Genomic DNA, 17,681 nt, shown 5'->3' on the forward strand with positions numbered 1-17,681 from the left:
CGCGTCCGCAGCTCGCCCGGGCCCCGCGCCCAAGCCCGCTGCCCGCGAAACCGCCGCTCCCGCAGCGGCTTCCGCTCCGGCGGCCCCGTCCGCTCCGGCTCCGCAGGCCCCGCGTCAGGATGCTCCGCGTCCGGGCGCTCCGGCTCCGCGTCCGGCGCAGCCGCAGTCCGGCGCTCCGGCCCAGGGCGGCGCTCCCGCTCAGGGTGGCCCGCGTCCGGGTGGCCCGAAGCCGGGTCCGAAGCCGCCGCGTGTCGGCAACAACCCCTTCTCGTCGGCCCCTGAGCGTCCCGCTCCGCGTCCGGCTCCCCGTCCGGGTCAGCAGCAGGGCGGTCCGCGTCCGGGTGCCGGCCAGGGTGGTCCGCGTCCGGGACCGCAGGGCGGTCCCCGTCCGGGTGGCGACCAGCGTGGTCCGCGTCCGGCCCCCGGCCAGGGCGGTCCCCGTCCCGGTGGTCCGCGTCCCAGCCCCGGCTCCATGCCGCCGCGTCCGAACCCGGGTGCCATGCCCGCTCGTGCGCAGCGTCCGGCCGGTCCGGGTGGTGCGGGTCGTCCCGCGCGTCCGGGTGGCCCGGGTGGTCCCGGTGGCGGCGGTCGTCCCGGTGGCGGTGGCGGCGGTTACCGCGGTGGCGGTGCTCCCGGTGGCGCTCCCGGTGCCGGTGGCGGCGCGGGTGCGGGTGCCGGTGCGCCCGGTGGTTTCCGCGGTCGTCCCGGTGGCGGCGGTGGCGGTCGCCCGGGTTCGGGTGGCGGTCGCGGCGGTGCCGCGGGTGCCTTCGGACGTCCGGGTGGCGCTCCTCGCAAGGGACGCAAGTCGAAGCGGGCGAAGCGCGCCGAGTACGAGAACCAGCAGGCTCCGATCGCCGGTGGCATCCGCCTGCCGCGCGGTAACGGCGAGGTCGTGCGCCTCGCCCGTGGCGCCTCGCTGTCCGACTTCGCCGAGAAGATCGGCGCCAACCCGGCCTCGCTGGTCCAGGCGCTGTTCAACCTCGGTGAGATGGTCACCGCCACCCAGTCGGTGAACGAGGAGACCCTCGAGCTGCTGGGTTCGGAGATGAACTACGTCGTGCACGTGGTCTCCCCGGAGGACGAGGACCGCGAGCTGCTCGCCAACTTCGACCTCACCTACGGCGAGGACGACGGCGACGAGGAAGACCTGCAGGTCCGCCCGCCGGTCGTGACCGTCATGGGTCACGTCGACCACGGTAAGACCCGACTGCTGGACACCATCCGTAAGGCCAATGTCCGTGAGGGCGAGGCCGGCGGCATCACCCAGCACATCGGCGCCTACCAGGTGCTGGCCGAGGTCAACGGTGAAGACCGCCTCATCACCTTCATCGATACCCCGGGCCACGAGGCGTTCACCGCCATGCGTGCCCGTGGTGCGAAGGCCACCGATATCGCGATCCTCGTGGTCGCGGCCGACGACGGCGTCATGCCGCAGACGGTGGAGGCCATCAACCACGCGCAGGCCGCGGACGTGCCGATCGTGGTGGCGGTCAACAAGATCGACAAGGAAGGCGCGAATCCGCAGAAGATTCGCCAGCAGCTGACCGAATACGGTCTGGTGGCCGAGGAATACGGTGGCGACACCATGTTCGTCGACATCTCCGCGAAGCAGGGCACGAATATCGAATCGCTGCTCGAGGCGGTCGTCCTGACCGCCGACGCCTCGCTGGATCTGCGGGCGAACCCGGATATGGACGCGCAGGGTGTGGCCATCGAAGCCCACCTCGACCGTGGCCGTGGTCCCGTGGCGACCGTGCTCATCCAGCGCGGCACCCTGCGGGTCGGCGACTCGATCGTGGCGGGTGACGCCTACGGCCGCGTCCGCCGCATGGTCGACGAGCACGGCGACGACGTCGTGGCGGCGCTGCCGTCGCGGCCCGTCCAGGTCATCGGTTTCACGTCGGTGCCGGGTGCAGGCGACAACCTGCTCGTGGTCGAGGAAGACCGGATCGCGCGTCAGATCGCCGATCGCCGCAACGCTCGCAAGCGCAACGCCCTGGCCGCGCGCAGCCGCAAGCGGATCTCCCTGGAAGATCTGGATGCCGCTCTGAAGGAGACCTCGGAGCTGAACCTGATCCTCAAGGGCGACAACTCCGGTACCGTCGAGGCCCTCGAAGAGGCGCTGCTCGGTATCGATGTCGGCGACGAGGTGCGCCTGCGCGTCATCGACCGCGGCGTCGGTGGCGTCACCGAGACCAACGTCAACCTGGCGTCGGCCTCGAACGCGATCATCATCGGCTTCAACGTCCGTGCAGAGGGCAAGGCCACCGAGCTGGCCAACCGCGAGGGCGTCGACATCCGGTACTACTCGGTCATCTACCAGGCCATCGACGAGATCGAGAAGGCCCTCAAGGGTCTGCTCAAGCCCATCTACGAAGAGCACGAACTGGGTCGGGCGGAAATCCGCCAGATCTTCCGCTCCTCGAAGTTCGGCAATATCGCCGGTTGCTGGGTGCTCTCCGGCTCGGTCAAGCGCAACGCCAAGGCGCGCCTGATCCGCGACAATGTCGTGATCGCCGAGACCATGACCATCGCGTCGCTGCGGCGTGAGAAGGACGACGCCACCGAGGTGCGTGAAGGGTACGAGTGCGGTATGACCGTCACCTTCAACGACATCAAGGAAGGCGACATCATCGAGGCCTACGAGCTGCGCGAGAAGCCGCGCGACTAGTAGTCCCGTAAGTGCACGACCTGCCGGGTCCGGGGTGACTCGGACCCGGCAAAGGTCGTGTATCCCAATCTCTTCCGGGTAACAGACGCGCATTTCCCGGGGCGCGTTCATATGAGCGAAAAGATGTTTGTCGGAGCGCTGGAGTTCGACATACTGCTCGGCGATGTGCATTCGCTGAAGGAGAAGCGTTCCGTCATCCGACCCGTCCTCGCCGAATTGCAGCGCTACGGAGTGAGCGCCGCGGAAGCCGGGGAACAGGATCGTTATCGGCGTACGTTGCTGGGTGTAGCCATGGTCAGTGCCGGAATGGCGCACTTGACCGAAGTGCTGGACCGTTGCGAACGGCACGTCGCAGCGCGTCCGGAGTTACAGTTGCTGGCGGTGCGCCGCCGCGTCTTCGGACCGGAAGACTAACTGAGAGGAGGGCTGGGCAATGGTCGACCAAGCCCGAGCACGCCGACTCGCCAAGCGGATCTCCTCGATCGTGGCTACCGCGATCGAGTACGAGATCAAGGATCCGCGACTACGGTTCGTCACCGTCACCGATTCCAAGGTGACCGGCGACCTGCGAGAGGCGACCGTCTACTACACGGTCATGGGTGAAACCATCGACGCCGAACCCGACTACGCGGAGGCCGCGGCCGGTCTGAAGAAGGCCACCGGCATCCTGCGTTCCAAAGTCGGCGCGGGCACGGGCGTGAAATTCACCCCGACCCTGTCGTTCGTGCTCGACACTGTTCCGAACGCCGCGCGGGAAATGGAGGATCTGCTGGCCAAGGCCCGCGCCTCCGACGCCCGGGTGGCGCAGGTGGCCGTCGGCGCCAATTACGCCGGCGACGCCGACCCGTACAAGTCGGATGAAGACGAAGACGACGAAAACTGACACATAGTGACCACCGAGCACCGGCGGGCGGACCCCGAGCACGAAGGAGGCTCGGTGCTGCCTGCCGGGACTCAGGTCGATGTCACCCCCGCGGTCGAGATTCTCGACAGCGCCCGGTCGGTGACGATTCTCTGCCACGTCCAGCCCGACGCCGACACCCTCGGCAGCGGGCTGGCGCTGGCTCAGGTGCTGGATCGGCGCGGGGTGCCCGTGGTGGTGTCCTTCGCCGAACCCGCCGAACTACCGGTCTCCATGCGCTCGCTGCCGGGGACCGGTTTTCTGGTTTCCGCCGATCGGGTGCCCGCCGAGGTCGATGTGCTGGTGGCGGTGGACTGCGGCAGCGCGGGGCGGCTCGGGGCGCTGCGGGATCGATTGGCCGGTGCGCGCATCAGTCTGGTGCTCGACCATCATCGATCCAATACCCGGTTCGGGGCGGTGAACGTGGTCGACGAGACCGCCGACTCCACGGCGGGATTGATGGCCCGGGTGCTGGACGCCTGGGGCGAACCGCTGGATCGCGATGTGGCGCACTGTCTTTACGCCGGGCTGGTGACCGATACCGGTTCGTTCAAATGGGCGCGGCCCGGATCGCACGCGCTGGCCGAACGGCTGCTGGCCACCGGGATCGACGGGGCCGCCATCACGCGCACGCTCATGGACACCCATCCGTTCGCCTGGTTGCCGATGCTCTCGCGGGTGCTGGGCTCGGCGCGGCTGGATCGGGACGCGGCCGGGCGGGCCGGGCTGGTCCATGTCTTCGTGCGGCAGGAGGATCTCGCGAGGGTGCGTTCGGAAGAGGTCGAGAGCGTGATCGACCTGATCCGGACCACGGCCGAGGCGCAGGTCGCCGCCGTGTTCAAGGAATCCCGGCAGCAGGCCGGACAGTGGACGGTCTCGCTGCGCTCCCATGACAATGCCGACGGCACGCTCGGGGTGGACGTGGCGCGGGTGGCCATGGCGCTGGGCGGCGGCGGACACCGTTATGCCGCAGGGTATTCCACCGCCGGCACGCCCGAGCAGCTCATCGCCGCCCTCACCGCGGAACTCGCGCGCTCCTGAGCCCGCGCCGCTAGGCCGAGTAGCGGGTCATCGGCCTGCGGTAGCGGCGGATGACGACCTTCGCGGGCCGAAGCGACAACGTTCCGACGGTGAGTCCGGGCTGAATCACCGAACCGACGGTCCGATCGGCTTCCGGGTCATCGGTATCGGAGAGTTCGACGGCCTGCATGGTCTCCGGATCGAACGGCGCACCCCGGAACGGCGTGACCAGCTGCCCGCCACGATCGGTCAGCATGCGCTCCACCCGCCGGGTGATGGCCTCGAATCCCGGTCGGTCGGCATCGGATTCGGTGGTGGTGACGAAGGTCTGCGCCAGCGCGTGCAAGGCGAACAGATCCCGAATGAGCGGTTCATCCGTTTCACTGGAGGCCGGCGCGGCCGCAAGCTCCGCCGCGGCGGCGGACAGGGGCGCGGCCGGCGCGGCTTCCTGGGTGAGAGTCGCGCTCGCGTCGGCGCTCCGGACCGCGGTCACGGTCGCCGGAGTCGCTTCGACAGATGTTGCCCGCCCGGCGTTTTCGCCCGGTGCGGTGCCCTCTGCCCTGGTCAGATATGCCTCGGCGAGGCGCTCGACGGTTGCGGCCTGACGGGATAGCAAGCGCGTGAGATCGTCGATGCGCTCACTCATCCGGTCCACTGCCGCGCCGAGCATCGCGGGGTCGGCGGTCGCGGGCTCGGCGCGTTGATCGGTGGCGGGAGAATCGGTCATGAATGAACCATAGAGCCCGGTCGGCACCCGAGTCCGCGCTATCGCCACCGTGATTGCTGGATCGCTCGAGAATGCCGCCGAGCTGGGGATGTGCCGTTCGCCGGGCCTTGCTGCTCAATGCGACTGGTCGGAATCGATTGTCCGATGCGCGGGGACGGGCGATGGTCGCGACAGCGCGCGGACGGGCGTTCTGTGAAATGCCCGCCCGGTGGTCGGTCGCGGCCGTGGGGTATGCCGGGGGCTTTTGCATACCGACTGACCTGAATTGTCCGCGTCGGCGGTCCCGAATCATGTCGCGGGAGTGATCAATCCGGCCTCGTAGGCGGCGATCACCAGCTGCACCCGGTCGCGGGCGAGCAGCTTCGCGAGAATCCGGCTGACATGGGTTTTCACCGTCAGCGGACTGACCACCAGGGTTTCGGCGATCTCGGCATTGGTGAGCCCGTGGGCGACCAGGATCAGCACATCCAGTTCGCGATCGGTGAGGGTGGCGACCGACGGGCGCGGGGCCGGATCGGGCAGGGCGCGCACGCGCGTGATGACGGCGGCGGTGGCGCTGGGGGAGAGCAGCGCCTCACCGGCGGCGACGGTGCGGATCGCCTCCAGCAGCGCAGCGGGTTTCGTGTCCTTGATGAGGAATCCGCTGGCTCCGGCGCGCAGAGCCGCCAGCACATTGTCGTCGGTGTCGTACGTGGTCAGCACCAGCACGCGCACCCCGGCCAGATTCTCGTCCGCGGCGATGCGCGCCGTCGCGGCAATACCGTCCAGTTCGGGCATGCGAATATCCATGACCACCACATCGGCACGGGTACTACGCGCCAATTCGACCGCCTCGGAACCGGTTCCGGCCTCACCGACCACCTCCATATCCGGCGCCGAGGCCACCAGCAGCGCGAACGCACCGCGCACCAGCGCCTGATCATCGGCGAGGACGACCCGGATCAAGTTCCCACCGCCTTCGGGTTCGGGTGAACGGCGGGGATTTCGCCGCTGCGACCGGTCGTGGCGGCGCCCGGTCGCCCGTCCAGGGGCAGGCGCGCGACCACCTCGAAGCCGTTGCCGGTGCTGCGGGCGGTGAGATTGCCGCCGACCGCCGCCGCGCGTTCACACATGCCTCGGATTCCGAAACCCGTTGCGCCGCCGTTGGCTCCACGTCCGTTGTCGGCGATGCGCACGACGAGGTAGTCGGGGCGGTAGCGCAGGTGGACCTGGACTCGGGTGGCGGCCGCGTGCTTGGCGGTGTTGGTCAGGGCTTCCTGGATGATGCGGTAGCCGACCATCTCCACTGCGGGCGACAGCGGGCGGACTTCGCCTTCGGAGCCGAATTCGACTGTCGCACCGGCGGCTTCGGCCGGTTCGGCGAGGGGCTTCAGACGGGCGAGGGTGGGCAGCGGTTCGCGGGCCGCGCCGCCGGGCGCGCGCAGCACCCCGACGGTCGCGCTCAATTCGGTGCGGGCGTCGGCGCAGGCGGCGGAGATGGTGTCGAGGGCGTCGCGCACGGTGTCGTCGCCGGCGGTCTCGGTGTCGAGCAGATGTGCCGCCACGCCCGCCTGCACCTGGATCACGGTGATCGTATGGGCCAGCAGATCGTGCAGGTCGCGGGCGATGCGCAGACGTTCCTCGGCGACCTGGCGGCGGGCCTCCTCGTCGCGCGAGCGTTCCGCGCGTTCGGCCCGGTCGAGCACTTCGGCGATGTACGCGCGCTGCAACCGCACCGCCTCGCCGGCCACGCAGGCCAGCACGATCCAGCCGATCGCCCCGAATGCCGCGATCGACGTGCTCTCGTCGTCGGTGGGGGACAACGCGATACCGCACACGCCCAGCACCACCACGACGGTCACCACGATCGCGGTGCGCAGCCGGGTGCCGTGCCTGGCGACCGTGTACAGCGCCACCATGGTCGCGGGCACGATCGCCTCGTGCTGGAAGTCGTTGAAGTGGTAGGGCATCGCGACCGCCCCGTGCGCGATCAGCACCGCGAGCGGATAGCGGCGGCGCAGCAGCAGGGGCAGGGTCGCGGCGATCAGCAGTGCGGTGCCCACGGCATCGAGCGGATGGTCGAAGGACGTCAGATAGCCGATGGCGAGCTCGGCGATCAGCAGCGCCGCCGTGAGCGCCGCATCGCCCCATCGCTGTCCACCCATGCCGACATTGTCCGATAGTGCTCGCGTGCTCGCGTACTCCCAGCGGAGTATTCGCAACAGCCCTCCACGGGCGGACGCTTTCGCGCCGGCATCTCGCGAGGCTGCTTCTCGTACCCGATACGAGGGAGACGGTCATGACAACGAAAACCAGAGCCTTGCTGCTCGTCGGCCTGTGGATAGCCGTGCTCGCGGCCTTGGTCCCGTTCGCGGGCGGGCTCGACGAGGTGAAGTCCGACAAGGAAACCGATTATCTGCCGGCCTCGGCGCAATCGACCGTGGCGGCGGAACTGGAACAGACGCTGCCGGGCGGATCGGCGAATGTGTTCCTGGTGGTCTACGAACGCGCGAGCGGGGTGACGGACGCGGACCGCGCCACCGCGAGCGCCCAGTACGCGGCGCTGCGTGCGAAATACGGGAGTGCCGGCGGGCCGGACCGCCCGCTCGGCTCGGAAGACGGCCGGGCGCTGCTGTATCCGGTCATGGTGGGGGAGTCCTATGGCGAATCCGCCACCTACATCACGGAATTCCGTGCGATGGTGGCCGACCGCCCGGACGGCCTGGCCGTGTACGTCGCCGGACCCGGTGCGCTGCAAGCCGATTTCGAGGGCGCGTTCGAAGGCATCGACGAGCGGTTGCTGCTGGTGACGGTGCTGGTCGTGACGGTGATCCTGCTGCTCACCTACCGCAGCCCGCTGCTGTGGCTGGTGCCGTTGCTGGCGGTGGCGGGCGCGAACGTGCTGTCCATGGCGGCGGTGTACGGGCTGGCGAAGGGCTTCGGCATCACCGTCAACGATCAGAGCGCGGCCGTGCTGACCATCCTGGTGTTCGGGGTGGGTACCGACTACGCGCTACTCATCGTGGCGCGCTATCGCGAAGAACTGCACCGGCATTCGGAGGTGGTGACCGCCATGCTGGCGGCGCTGCGCCGCTCGGTGCCGGCCATCGCCGCGTCGGCGGCCACCGTGAGCCTGGGCCTGCTGTGCCTGCTGGCCGCCGATATGAACAATGCCGCCGGTATGGGACCGGTCGGTGCGGCGGGCATCGTATGCACGCTGCTGGTCATGGTGACGCTGTTCCCGGCTCTGCTGGTGCTGTGCGGACGCTGGATCTTCTGGCCGCGAATCCCGCACGTGGACACCGATTCCCAGGTCCGCACCGCGCTGTGGGATCGCATCGGCGCGGTGATCGCCCGCCGTCCCATGCTCGCCACCGGGGCCGCGCTGGCGGTACTCGGCGTGCTGAGCCTCGGCCTGCTGGGCAATACCTCGGCGGTGTCGCGGGCCGATCTGTTCGTGAATCCGCCGGAGTCGGTGAGCGGGCAGCACGTGCTCGCCGAGCGCTACCCCGAACGCGCGGGTACACCGCTGCTCATCATGGCCCCCAACGATATTCGCGATGCCGCCTTGCGCGTAGTGGCCGCGGACCCCGGCATCGCCGCGGCCGAAGCGGGCCGATCCGGGCCCGCCTTCTCGGAAATCACCGCCACCCCGCACGACCGGGCGAACTCGCCCGCCGAACGATCGACCATCGAACGATTGCGCACCGCCCTCGCCGATACCGCCCCCGGCACGGTGGTCGGCGGCCCCAGCGCCGCCGAACTGGATATCGCCCACGCCTCCGACCGCGACCGCCGGGTGGTGATCCCCCTGGTCCTGCTGGTGGTCACCGTGGTCCTCGGCCTGCTCCTGCGCTCGATAGCCGCCCCGCTCGGCCTGCTGGCCACCGTGGTCCTGTCCTTCGGATCCGCCCTCGGCGCCAGTGTTTTCGCCTTCGAGCACCTGTTCGGCTTCGCGGGCCTGGACTCCGGACTGGTCCTGATGGCCTTCCTCTTCCTGGTCGCCCTCGGCGTGGACTACAACATCTTCCTGGTCAGCCGAGCCCGCGAAGAAGCCGCCCACCTCGGCACCCGAGCCGGCATGCTCCGTAGCCTTTCGGTCACCGGCGGCGTCATCACCTCCGCCGGCATCGTCCTCGCGGGCACCTTCGCCGTCCTCACCACCCTCCCCCTGGTCTCCCTGGCCCAGATCGGTTTCGCGGTAGCCTTCGGCGTCCTCCTCGACACCCTCCTGGTCCGCTCCATCCTGGTCCCCGCCCTCACCCTGCTCGCGGGCGACCGCGTCTGGTGGCCGTCCCGCCCCTCCCGCCCCGTCACCGGCTCGCCGGATCCCGCACGCCACGAACCGGAATCGATCTCGGTCTGACCGAGCTGTGGTCGGCGCGGCATGGTGCGATGCCGCGCCGGCTCGGCGGAATCGTCGGCGGGGTGTGCGATGGTGGGCGGATGAGCGGTGACGTGGGCGGGGTGCCGGGGGTGGCGGAGCGGGACGCGGTGGAGGCCGGGCCGCGGCGGATTCTGGGAATCGCGTTGCCGACGCTCGGAGTGCTGGTCGCGGAGCCGATCTATCTGCTGTTCGATATGGCCGTGGTCGGGCGGCTGGGGGCGCTGGCGCTGGCGGGGCTCGCGGTGGGGGGATTGATTCTGGCGCAGGTGAGTACGCAGTTGACGTTCCTGAGTTATGGGACGACGGCGCGGGCCGCGCGGCGGCACGGGGCGGGGGACGAGCGCGGGGCGGTCGGGGAAGGGGTGCAGGCCAGCTGGATCGCGGTGGGCTTCGGGCTGGTGATCGTCGCGGTGGTGCAGGCGCTGGCCGGGCCCATCGTGCGGGCGATTTCCGGCGGGGCGGATATCGCGGGGGCGGCCGAGCCGTGGTTGCGGATCGCCGTGTTCGGGGTGCCGTTGATCCTCCTGTCCATGGCGGGGAACGGCTGGATGCGCGGGGTGCAGCAGACTCGGCGGCCACTGGTGTATGTGGTTGCGGGACTGCTGGTTTCGGCGCTGCTGTGCCCGTTGCTGGTGCACGGGCTGCTGGGTGCGCCGCGGCTGGAACTCGAAGGGTCGGCCATCGCGAACCTGGTGGGGCAGTCACTGACCGGGGCACTGTTCCTGAGCGCGCTGGTGCGAGCCCGGGTGCCGCTGGCGCCGCATGTCGAGATCATGAAGGCGCAGCTGGTGCTGGGCCGGGATCTGATTCTGCGCAGCTTGGCCTTCCAAGCCTGTTTCGTCTCCGCCGCGGCGGTGGCCTCCCGGTTCGGCGCGGCCTCGGTGGCGGCGCATCAGCTGGTATTGCAGCTGTGGAACTTCCTGGCGCTGACGCTGGATTCGCTCGCGATCGCCGCCCAGACCCTGGTGGGCGCGGCGCTCGGCGCCGGGAACGCCCGGGGCGCACAGGGCTTGGCGCGCCGGATCACGCTGTGGTCCACCGTATTCGCTCTCGCGCTGGCGCTGATCTTCGCTGCCGGGCACCAGGTCATCCCGCGCCTGTTCACCGATGACCCAGCGGTGCTGGACCGGACCCACGTGGCGTGGTGGTTCTTCGTGGCCATCATCCCCGTGGCGGGTGTGGTCTTCGCCCTCGACGGGGTGCTGCTCGGCGCGGGCGACGCCGCGTTCCTGCGCAACGCCACCCTGGGATCGGCCCTGCTCGGCTTCCTGCCGCTGATCTGGCTGTCGCTGGCCTACGACTGGGGCATCGCCGGAATCTGGACGGGCCTGGTCTGTTTCATGCTGCTGCGCCTCATCGCCGTCGCCTGGCGCGCGCTATCGGGGCGGTGGGCCACCGTCGGCGCGGAGATTCCACGCCGCGCGGCCTGACCCACCGCGCCCGGCGTCCGCCTACGACGCCTCGGATTCCCGTGCCGCCGCCTGCTTTTCGAGGTTGGCTGCCACTTCCGCCTGCCAGTTCTCATTGGCGTGCGTGGTGTCCACCTCGAACTCGAACCGCTGCGTCATATCCGGGGTGATATCGGCGACGTCCACATAGAACTGCTCGTACCAGCGGCGGTGCTGATACACCGGCCCGTCCTCCTGGGTGAGCAGCGGATTGTCGATGCGCGTCTTGTGCTTCCAGATCTCGACGTCCTGCAGGAACCCGACCCCGAAGCTCTTGCCGAACGCCGCGGCCAGCTTGCCCGACTTCTCCGGCGGCAGCCCGGGGATGCGCTGCACGCTCACGCCCCACTGCAGCATGAACGAGTTGTGGGTGACCGGATAGTGGCAGTTGATCAGCGCCACCTCCACCGTGTGCTCGCCGAAGTCGTTGTGCAGGTAGTTGATCATGTACGACGGCCCGAAATACGAAGCCTCCGAACGCAACAGCTGCATCTCGGTCGAGTAGTTGGACTTGGTGTGCACATCCGGCCGGCCCTTGGAATGCAGGAACTGGGTCGCCACATGCCCTTCGAAGACGTTCTTGAAGTACACCGGGTACGCGAAGTGAATGTAGAAGAAGTGCGCCATATCGACGTTGTTGTCGATGATCTCGCGGCAGTGCGCGCCCTCGATGAGCAGCGAGTTCCAGTTCCAGTCGCTCCACTCGTCGGTCTCGATGCCCTCGATGTGCGGGATCGCGACCTCCGGCGGCGGCGGATTGCCTTCCGGATCGTTCCACACGAAGAACTGCCCGTTCTCCTCGCAGGTGATCCACGAGCGGGTGCGCGCCAGCGGCGGAACGCGTTTCGCGTACGGGATACCCGCGCACTTGCCGTCCCCGCGCCAGCGCCAATCGTGGAACGGGCAGGCGATATTGTCGTCTTTGACCGTGCCGTAGGACAGGTCCGCGCCCATGTGCCGGCAATACCCGTCCAGCGCATGCAGTTTCCCCGCGCTGTCGGACCAGATCACCAGCTTGGTGCCGAACGCCTGGATGGAATGCGGCTCCCCGTCCCGGAACGATTCCGCCAGCCCGAGACAGTGCCAGCCGCGCGCGAAACGCGTCATCGGTTCGCCGACATCGATGGTGCGAATCTGCTGACTCATTTGCGTCCTCCACGATTGATGATCGGAGCCATCACGTTCGGCAGCATCCGATTGAGTCCGATGATGATCCGGTTGTAGGCCGGAAAGGTGATGAACTGCTTGTTCTTCGAGACGCCGTGCAGGATGGCGTCGGCGGCGTCGATGGGCCGCACCTTGGCGAACGGCAGCTTGTCGATCGAGGCGCGATAGTCGTACCCGCGCAGATTGACCGCGCTGTCGAAGATTCCGGTATCGACCACACCGGGCAGTACCACGCTCACCCGGATGCCGAACTCGGCCGCCTCCACACGCAGCGAGGTGCTCAAGCCGACCACCGCGTGCTTGGTCGCGGCGTACGCGGCCGAACGCGCGACGGGCATGACTCCGGCGCTGCTGGCGGTGTTCACGATGTGCCCGCCGCCGAGCTTGCGCATGCGGGCGTAGCCGAGCTGGGTGCCGTGCACGACGCCCCAGAAATTGACGCCCACGATCTTCTCCCAGGCGTCCTCGGTCATCTCCGCGAAGTCGCCGCCGACCACGATGCCCGCATTGTTGAACAGGTAGTCCAGGCGGCCGGATTCGGCGGCGGCGCGATCGATGAACTCCGCGACGGCGGCGCGCTGCGAGACATCCGCGGTGATGGTGGTGAGGCGGCCGGTGCCGAAGGGTTCGAGCGCGTCCAGGCCCGCGGCGTCGCGGTCGACCGCGTAGACCCGGGCGCCCTGGGCGAGCAGCCGGGTCACCAGGGCCCGGCCCATGCCCGACGCCGCGCCCGTCACGACCGCGGTCGCGGAGGAATACGTCATGGGCCGAGATTAAGCATTAATGCTTAAGTGGACAAGCGTTTGTTCTTATTCGTCCGATTTCGGGACGGGCCGATGCCGGTGCACGACCACCTTGGCGGGACGCACCGAACGCCCGGCGACGGTGAGGCCTGGTTGCACGACGCTGTGAACGGTGCGGTCCAGGTCCGATTCGCCGGTAGGCAGGACATCGGCGGCTTCCATGGTCAGCGCGTCGAACGGCGCGCCGGGCTTCGGTTCCACCGTCTGACCGCCGCGGCCGGTGAGCAGTCGCTCCAGGCGGTTCGCGAAGGTCTCGAAAGCCGCACGCTCGGTATCGGATCCGGCGGTCGCGGCCAGCGTGCGGGCATCGTCGAAGAGGGCGAACAGCTCCACCACCAGGGGCACGTCCGCGCCCGCGCGCTCGCGGCGGTCGCGCGCCTTGGCATCGTCGGCCAGCCGCTCGATGGTGGCGGCCTGCCGGGCGATCACCCGGGCCAGATCGTCGATGCGCTCGGTGATGCGGTCCGTCGCGGGGTCGGTCGCGGGGGCCGGGAGAGCGGGGCCGGGCGGGCTGCCGCCATCGCCGCCGGGATCGTCGGTACAGTCGAAATTCCCGGTGGCCGCGGCTGGTTCGGTCATGCTCCGAACCATAGTCCCGGGTGTCGGTTCCGGCTGCTACGATCGCCGCCATGGGGGTCTTCGGAATCGACCTGGGCACAACGAATTCGGCTATCGCGCGGATCGACGCGGACGGCCGCCCGGAAGTATTGGTCGGAATGAACGGCGAACCGACGGTTCCGTCGGTGGTGCTGTTCGCCTCCGCCGACGACCACGTGGTCGGCGAGGGTGCGCGCCGGCAGGCCCGCCTGGACCCCGAACACGTATGCGCCCTGGTCAAACGCCGGATGGGCGATGCGGAATGGCGCTTCGGCGCGCACGGGCAGCGCTGGTCCGCGCCCGCCGTCTCGTCGCTGATCCTCAAGAGCTTGGCCGCGGACGCGGAATTCGGCGGCGGCGGCACCGTGCGGCGGGTCGTCATCACCGTGCCCGCGTATTTCGGTGACGAGGAACGCCGGGCCACCATCCAGGCCGGCACCTACGCCGGGTTCGATGTGGCGGGCGTACTGTCCGAGCCCATCGCGGCGGCGCTGTCCTACGGTTTCGGGCGGCTCGACGGCAGCATCGAGATCGGCAAGGGCGGGGCACGGGAAACCGTGCTCGTCTACGACCTCGGCGGCGGCACGTTCGATGCCACCGTCATCGAACTGTCCGACCGGCGCATCGCGGTGCTCGCGGTCGAAGGCGACCATCAGCTCGGCGGCGCGGACTGGGACGAGCGCATCGCGCTGCATCTCTCGCAGCAGTTCTGCGCGGCCAACCCCGACGCCGAGGACCCGCTCGACGACTCCGCCGGATCGCAGATGCTGGTGCTGGCGGCCGAACGCGCCAAACGTGAACTCAGCGATGCCGAGAGCACCGAAGTGGTTGTCGCGCACGACGGTGCGCGCGCGGTCATCACGCTGACCCGGGCCGAACTCGAGGCCATGACCGCCTCGCTCATGCGCCGCACCCTCGACCTGACCAAGGCGTGCCTGGCGGCGGCCGGTGAGCGCGGGGTGCATCAGGTGGATCGGGTGCTGCTGGTCGGCGGGTCCTCGCGGATGCCGATGGTGGCGCGGGAACTGCATCGCGAACTCGGGCTCACCGGTGAACTGCGCGACCCGGACCTGTCGGTGGCGCGCGGGGCGGCGCTGTACGGCGAGAAGCTGGAGATGGAACGGCTGGTGGTCGCCGACCTGGTGACCCGGGGCCGCCTGCGCGACGGGGCCGAACTGAAGGACGCCGATCCGCGCGAACTGGAACAGTCGCTCGCGCGCGTCGCCTCCTCGTTCGGGCAGCCGGTGAGCCTGGTGCGGCGCATGCTCGAGATCCAGGTGGACACCGTGGTGTCGCGCGGGTTCGGGGTGCTGGCCCTCGATCCGTACAACGGGCTCGCGGCGAGCTGGCTGGTGCATCGCAATCAGACGCTGCCGATCAAGGTGCGGCGGTCCTACGGGACGGTGCGCGCCGATCAGGATCAGATCGAGCTGACCATCGTCGAACAGCAGGGGCAGGCCGCCTCGACCCGGCCCGAGGATACGAAAGTCCTGGTGGAAGGGAAGATCCGGGATATTCCGCCCGGGTACGCGGCGGGCAGCGAAGTGCGGGTGACCTTCGAGATGGGATTCGACGGGGTGCTGCACGTGACCGCCTACCACGTGGACGCCGATATCCCGCTGACGCTGTCGGTGCAGACCGGGGCCACGCTGTCGCAAGCCGATGTGGCGCGTGAGCTCGACCAGTTGCAGCGCACCCGGCGCCGGTCCGCCTGAGCGAGCGCCCATGCACGCCTTCGATCCCAACGACTATCGCAAACGGGTGCTGGCCGCCGTCGAGAAGCGCGGCGGCATCGAGCACTCGGATGCGTTCGAGCTGTACGACATTCCGCTCGAGGCCGCGGGGCAGGTCAGCGATGCCGAGGTGCGGGCGCGCGTGGACGAGGTGTGGGCGTTCTGGCAGAAGCAGCGTGACCATCCCAAATACCGGGTGCTGGTCGGGTTGCTGGTCGACGAACACGACGAGCTGAGTTCGCCTTTGCTGCAAGCCGCTTCGCGGCGGATCGAAGCCGAACGCGTGGGCCGGTTGCGCGAACGCCGCGACGGTGAACGTTTCGAAATGCTGGACACCGCCATCGAACGCTTGGTCGCGCGCTACGGCGGGGTGCCGTCGAGCAAGCTTCCCGGGCTCGAGGACATCGGCAAGATGAGCGGTCTCACCCCCGCCGATATCGCCGCCCGCGTGCGCCGCCATCGCATCCTGGACGAACCGGCCGCCGCCGACCCCGCGCTCGCCCCCGAAGGCGTGAGTCCGCAACGCCGCCAGCAGATCCGCAAACTGCTCGCCGAATACGAACGCCTCCTGCCCGGCGACCCCGTCCCCACCCTCCTGGTCCTGCTCGGCCTCGACTACACCAAAGCCCACCAGACCGGCGAGATCCGCCTGCGCGCCGACGCTCTGCGCGCCCGCACCCGCGAACTCCCGCCCGGCCGCATCCGCGTGGTCCTCGACGAACTCCTCGTCCACATCAGCGACCTCCTCGAATCCGGTGGCGCGACGGTGGACGACTACCGCCAGGCCGTCATCGACGACGCCACCGACCTCCTCCGCCCCCAGCTCCGCGCCGCCGTCCTCGTCGAAGACCGCCTGGTGGCACCGGATTTCGACTTCCTCATCGGCGAAGGCATCGCCGCCGGCCTCGACCGCGCCACCGCCGAAGAGATCATCTTCTTCCTCGCCAACGAACTCGGCACCACCGTCGAAGGCCACGAGCACAAAGCCGGCCCCGCCATACCCGTCCGCGCGACCGGCGGAACCCGCCACCCGGGACGAGGCGGTTCACCGGGCGGTGGCTCGTCCGGGCCGGGTAGTTCGTCCGGGCCGGGCGGTTCTGCTGTGCCGCAAGGCGGTTCATGGAGCGGGTCCACATCCGGCCACGGCGCTACCCATACCGGCGGCGGTTCTCCCGCCGGAACCTCCAGCGGATCGCAATGGGGCGGAAGCACTTCGCACGGTGGGTCTGGCCATACTGGTGGATCTGGCCATACCGGCGGGTCTGGCCATACTGGTGGATCCGGCTATACCGGCGGGTCTGGCCATACCGGTGCGTCCGGCCAAACCGGCGGATCGGGCTGGAGCGGAAGTACTTCGTACAGCGGGGCGTCCGGTGGCGGCGGTGCGGGTGGATCGAGTTGGGGCACTGGCTCTTCCGGCGGCGGCGCGAGCCAGGGCGGCTCCTGGTCGGGTGGCTCGTCCCGTGAGTGGGAGGAGCCGCTGAAGGCGGCGCGTGCGGCGCTGCGGCGGGGACGCCCGAACGAGGCCGCGCAGCATGTGGACCGCGCTCAGCGAAATCTGTACGGCGACAGCGCCGGTCTCACTTCGGTCCGCTCGGTCTCCGACCAGGTCGATCAAGTTCTCAAAGATGCTGCCCTGCACTGGCGCACCGCCACCGCCGCCTGCGCCGCCCGCCGCTTCACCGAAGCGATATCCGCCCTGGAACACTTGCAGCGCACCGCCTCCGACGTCCCCAACCCGGCTCCTCACGGCCCGACCCTCGAAGCCCTCCTGGCCCAGGCCCGCACCGCCCTCACCGAAGCCGACCGCCAATTCGCGGCGGCCCCACCCGCCCCACCGGCCGTCCGCATGCGCGCCCTGCTCGCCGTCCTCGACATCTGCGCCGACCACCCCGGCACCACCGCCGCCCTCGCCACCGTCGCGGTCAGCCCACCCGGCCGCGTAACCGCCGCCCGCAAACCCGACGGCACCGTCGTCATCAGCTGGACCCCGTCCCCAACCGAACAAGCCGAATACCGCGTCACCCGCCTCCAGCCCGACGGCTCCTGGCGCGTCGTCGGCCGCACCCGAGGCACCGCCCTCGAAGACGGCGGCGCCACCACCGGCCCCCTCCCCGTCTACGGCGTCGTAGCCTCCGTCTCCGGCCAAGCCTCCGAAGCAACCCGCTCCGACGCCCCCACCCCACAACCCGGCCACTCCCACCCCGACCGCTCCGCACCCACGCGCACCGGCACTCCGGCAACCAGC

At 69.5% G+C, this 17,681-nt stretch carries 13 protein-coding genes and 1 pseudogene; 8 read left to right on the forward strand and 6 right to left on the reverse strand.

Features of this window, described 5'->3' with window-relative positions; translation table 11 throughout:
- The 4 genes from infB to NY1_RS00020 all read left to right on the forward strand — a co-directional run.
- A partial coding sequence (gene infB, locus NY1_RS00005; protein ID WP_157575156.1) for a translation initiation factor IF-2 occupies positions 1 to 2,671 on the forward strand: 2,671 nt, incomplete at its 5' end.
- 123 nt (positions 2,672 to 2,794) lie between these two features.
- A complete protein-coding gene (locus NY1_RS00010; RefSeq protein ID WP_067706285.1) occupies positions 2,795 to 3,085 on the forward strand; it encodes a DUF503 domain-containing protein in 291 nt (96 codons plus the stop codon).
- A gap of 19 nt (positions 3,086 to 3,104) precedes the next feature.
- On the forward strand, positions 3,105 to 3,554 hold the full coding sequence (rbfA, locus tag NY1_RS00015; protein WP_067706288.1) for a 30S ribosome-binding factor RbfA: 450 nt from the start codon (positions 3,105 to 3,107) through the stop codon (positions 3,552 to 3,554).
- A 54-nt stretch (positions 3,555 to 3,608) separates the two neighbouring features.
- Positions 3,609 to 4,613 (forward strand): DHH family phosphoesterase, encoded by a 1,005-nt coding sequence (locus tag NY1_RS00020; protein WP_067706316.1) that lies wholly within the window; start codon positions 3,609 to 3,611, stop codon positions 4,611 to 4,613.
- A 10-nt stretch (positions 4,614 to 4,623) separates the two neighbouring features.
- Here NY1_RS00020 and NY1_RS00025 read toward each other — a convergent pair whose 3' ends face one another.
- The 3 genes from NY1_RS00025 to NY1_RS00035 form a co-directional block, all read right to left on the reverse strand.
- Positions 4,624 to 5,319 (reverse strand): nucleotide exchange factor GrpE, encoded by a 696-nt coding sequence (locus tag NY1_RS00025; protein ID WP_157575157.1) that lies wholly within the window; start codon positions 5,317 to 5,319, stop codon positions 4,624 to 4,626.
- A 288-nt stretch (positions 5,320 to 5,607) separates the two neighbouring features.
- Positions 5,608 to 6,264 (reverse strand): response regulator, encoded by a 657-nt coding sequence (locus tag NY1_RS00030; protein WP_067706294.1) that lies wholly within the window; start codon positions 6,262 to 6,264, stop codon positions 5,608 to 5,610.
- Entirely contained in the window at positions 6,261 to 7,463 is a 1,203-nt protein-coding gene (locus NY1_RS00035) for a sensor histidine kinase (RefSeq protein ID WP_067706297.1), read from the reverse strand. The genes NY1_RS00030 and NY1_RS00035 overlap by 4 nt, the downstream gene beginning before the upstream one ends.
- Positions 7,464 to 7,597: 134 nt before the next feature.
- Between NY1_RS00035 and NY1_RS00040 the strand changes: the two genes are divergently transcribed.
- On the forward strand, positions 7,598 to 9,664 hold the full coding sequence (locus NY1_RS00040) for an MMPL family transporter (RefSeq protein WP_157575158.1): 2,067 nt from the start codon (positions 7,598 to 7,600) through the stop codon (positions 9,662 to 9,664).
- 80 nt (positions 9,665 to 9,744) lie between these two features.
- On the forward strand, positions 9,745 to 11,115 hold the full coding sequence (locus NY1_RS00045; protein ID WP_084534477.1) for an MATE family efflux transporter: 1,371 nt from the start codon (positions 9,745 to 9,747) through the stop codon (positions 11,113 to 11,115).
- Positions 11,116 to 11,136: 21 nt separating this feature from the next.
- Here the strand turns inward: NY1_RS00045 and NY1_RS00050 are convergent, their stop codons facing one another.
- From NY1_RS00050 to grpE, 3 genes are read right to left on the reverse strand one after another with little or no spacing between them, the layout of a single operon-like run.
- Positions 11,137 to 12,279, reverse strand: a complete 1,143-nt coding sequence (locus NY1_RS00050) for a 3-ketosteroid-9-alpha-monooxygenase, oxygenase component (protein WP_067706301.1) — start codon at positions 12,277 to 12,279, stop codon at positions 11,137 to 11,139.
- Positions 12,276 to 13,064, reverse strand: coding sequence for an SDR family NAD(P)-dependent oxidoreductase (locus tag NY1_RS00055; RefSeq protein WP_067706304.1), 789 nt, complete (start codon positions 13,062 to 13,064; stop codon positions 12,276 to 12,278). The genes NY1_RS00050 and NY1_RS00055 overlap by 4 nt, the downstream gene beginning before the upstream one ends.
- A gap of 45 nt (positions 13,065 to 13,109) precedes the next feature.
- On the reverse strand, positions 13,110 to 13,682 hold the full coding sequence (gene grpE, locus NY1_RS00060; RefSeq protein ID WP_084534475.1) for a nucleotide exchange factor GrpE: 573 nt from the start codon (positions 13,680 to 13,682) through the stop codon (positions 13,110 to 13,112).
- A gap of 50 nt (positions 13,683 to 13,732) precedes the next feature.
- On the opposite strand from grpE, the gene NY1_RS00065 reads away from it, so the two are divergent.
- Both NY1_RS00065 and NY1_RS00070 read left to right on the forward strand, forming a co-directional pair.
- Positions 13,733 to 15,415, forward strand: a complete 1,683-nt coding sequence (locus NY1_RS00065; RefSeq protein ID WP_067706307.1) for an Hsp70 family protein — start codon at positions 13,733 to 13,735, stop codon at positions 15,413 to 15,415.
- A gap of 10 nt (positions 15,416 to 15,425) precedes the next feature.
- Positions 15,426 to 17,681 (forward strand): annotated as a pseudogene (locus NY1_RS00070) (hypothetical protein); the annotation flags it as partial.

Source organism: Nocardia yamanashiensis NBRC 100130 (assembly GCF_001613325.1).
Lineage (GTDB): Bacteria > Actinomycetota > Actinomycetes > Mycobacteriales > Mycobacteriaceae > Nocardia > Nocardia yamanashiensis.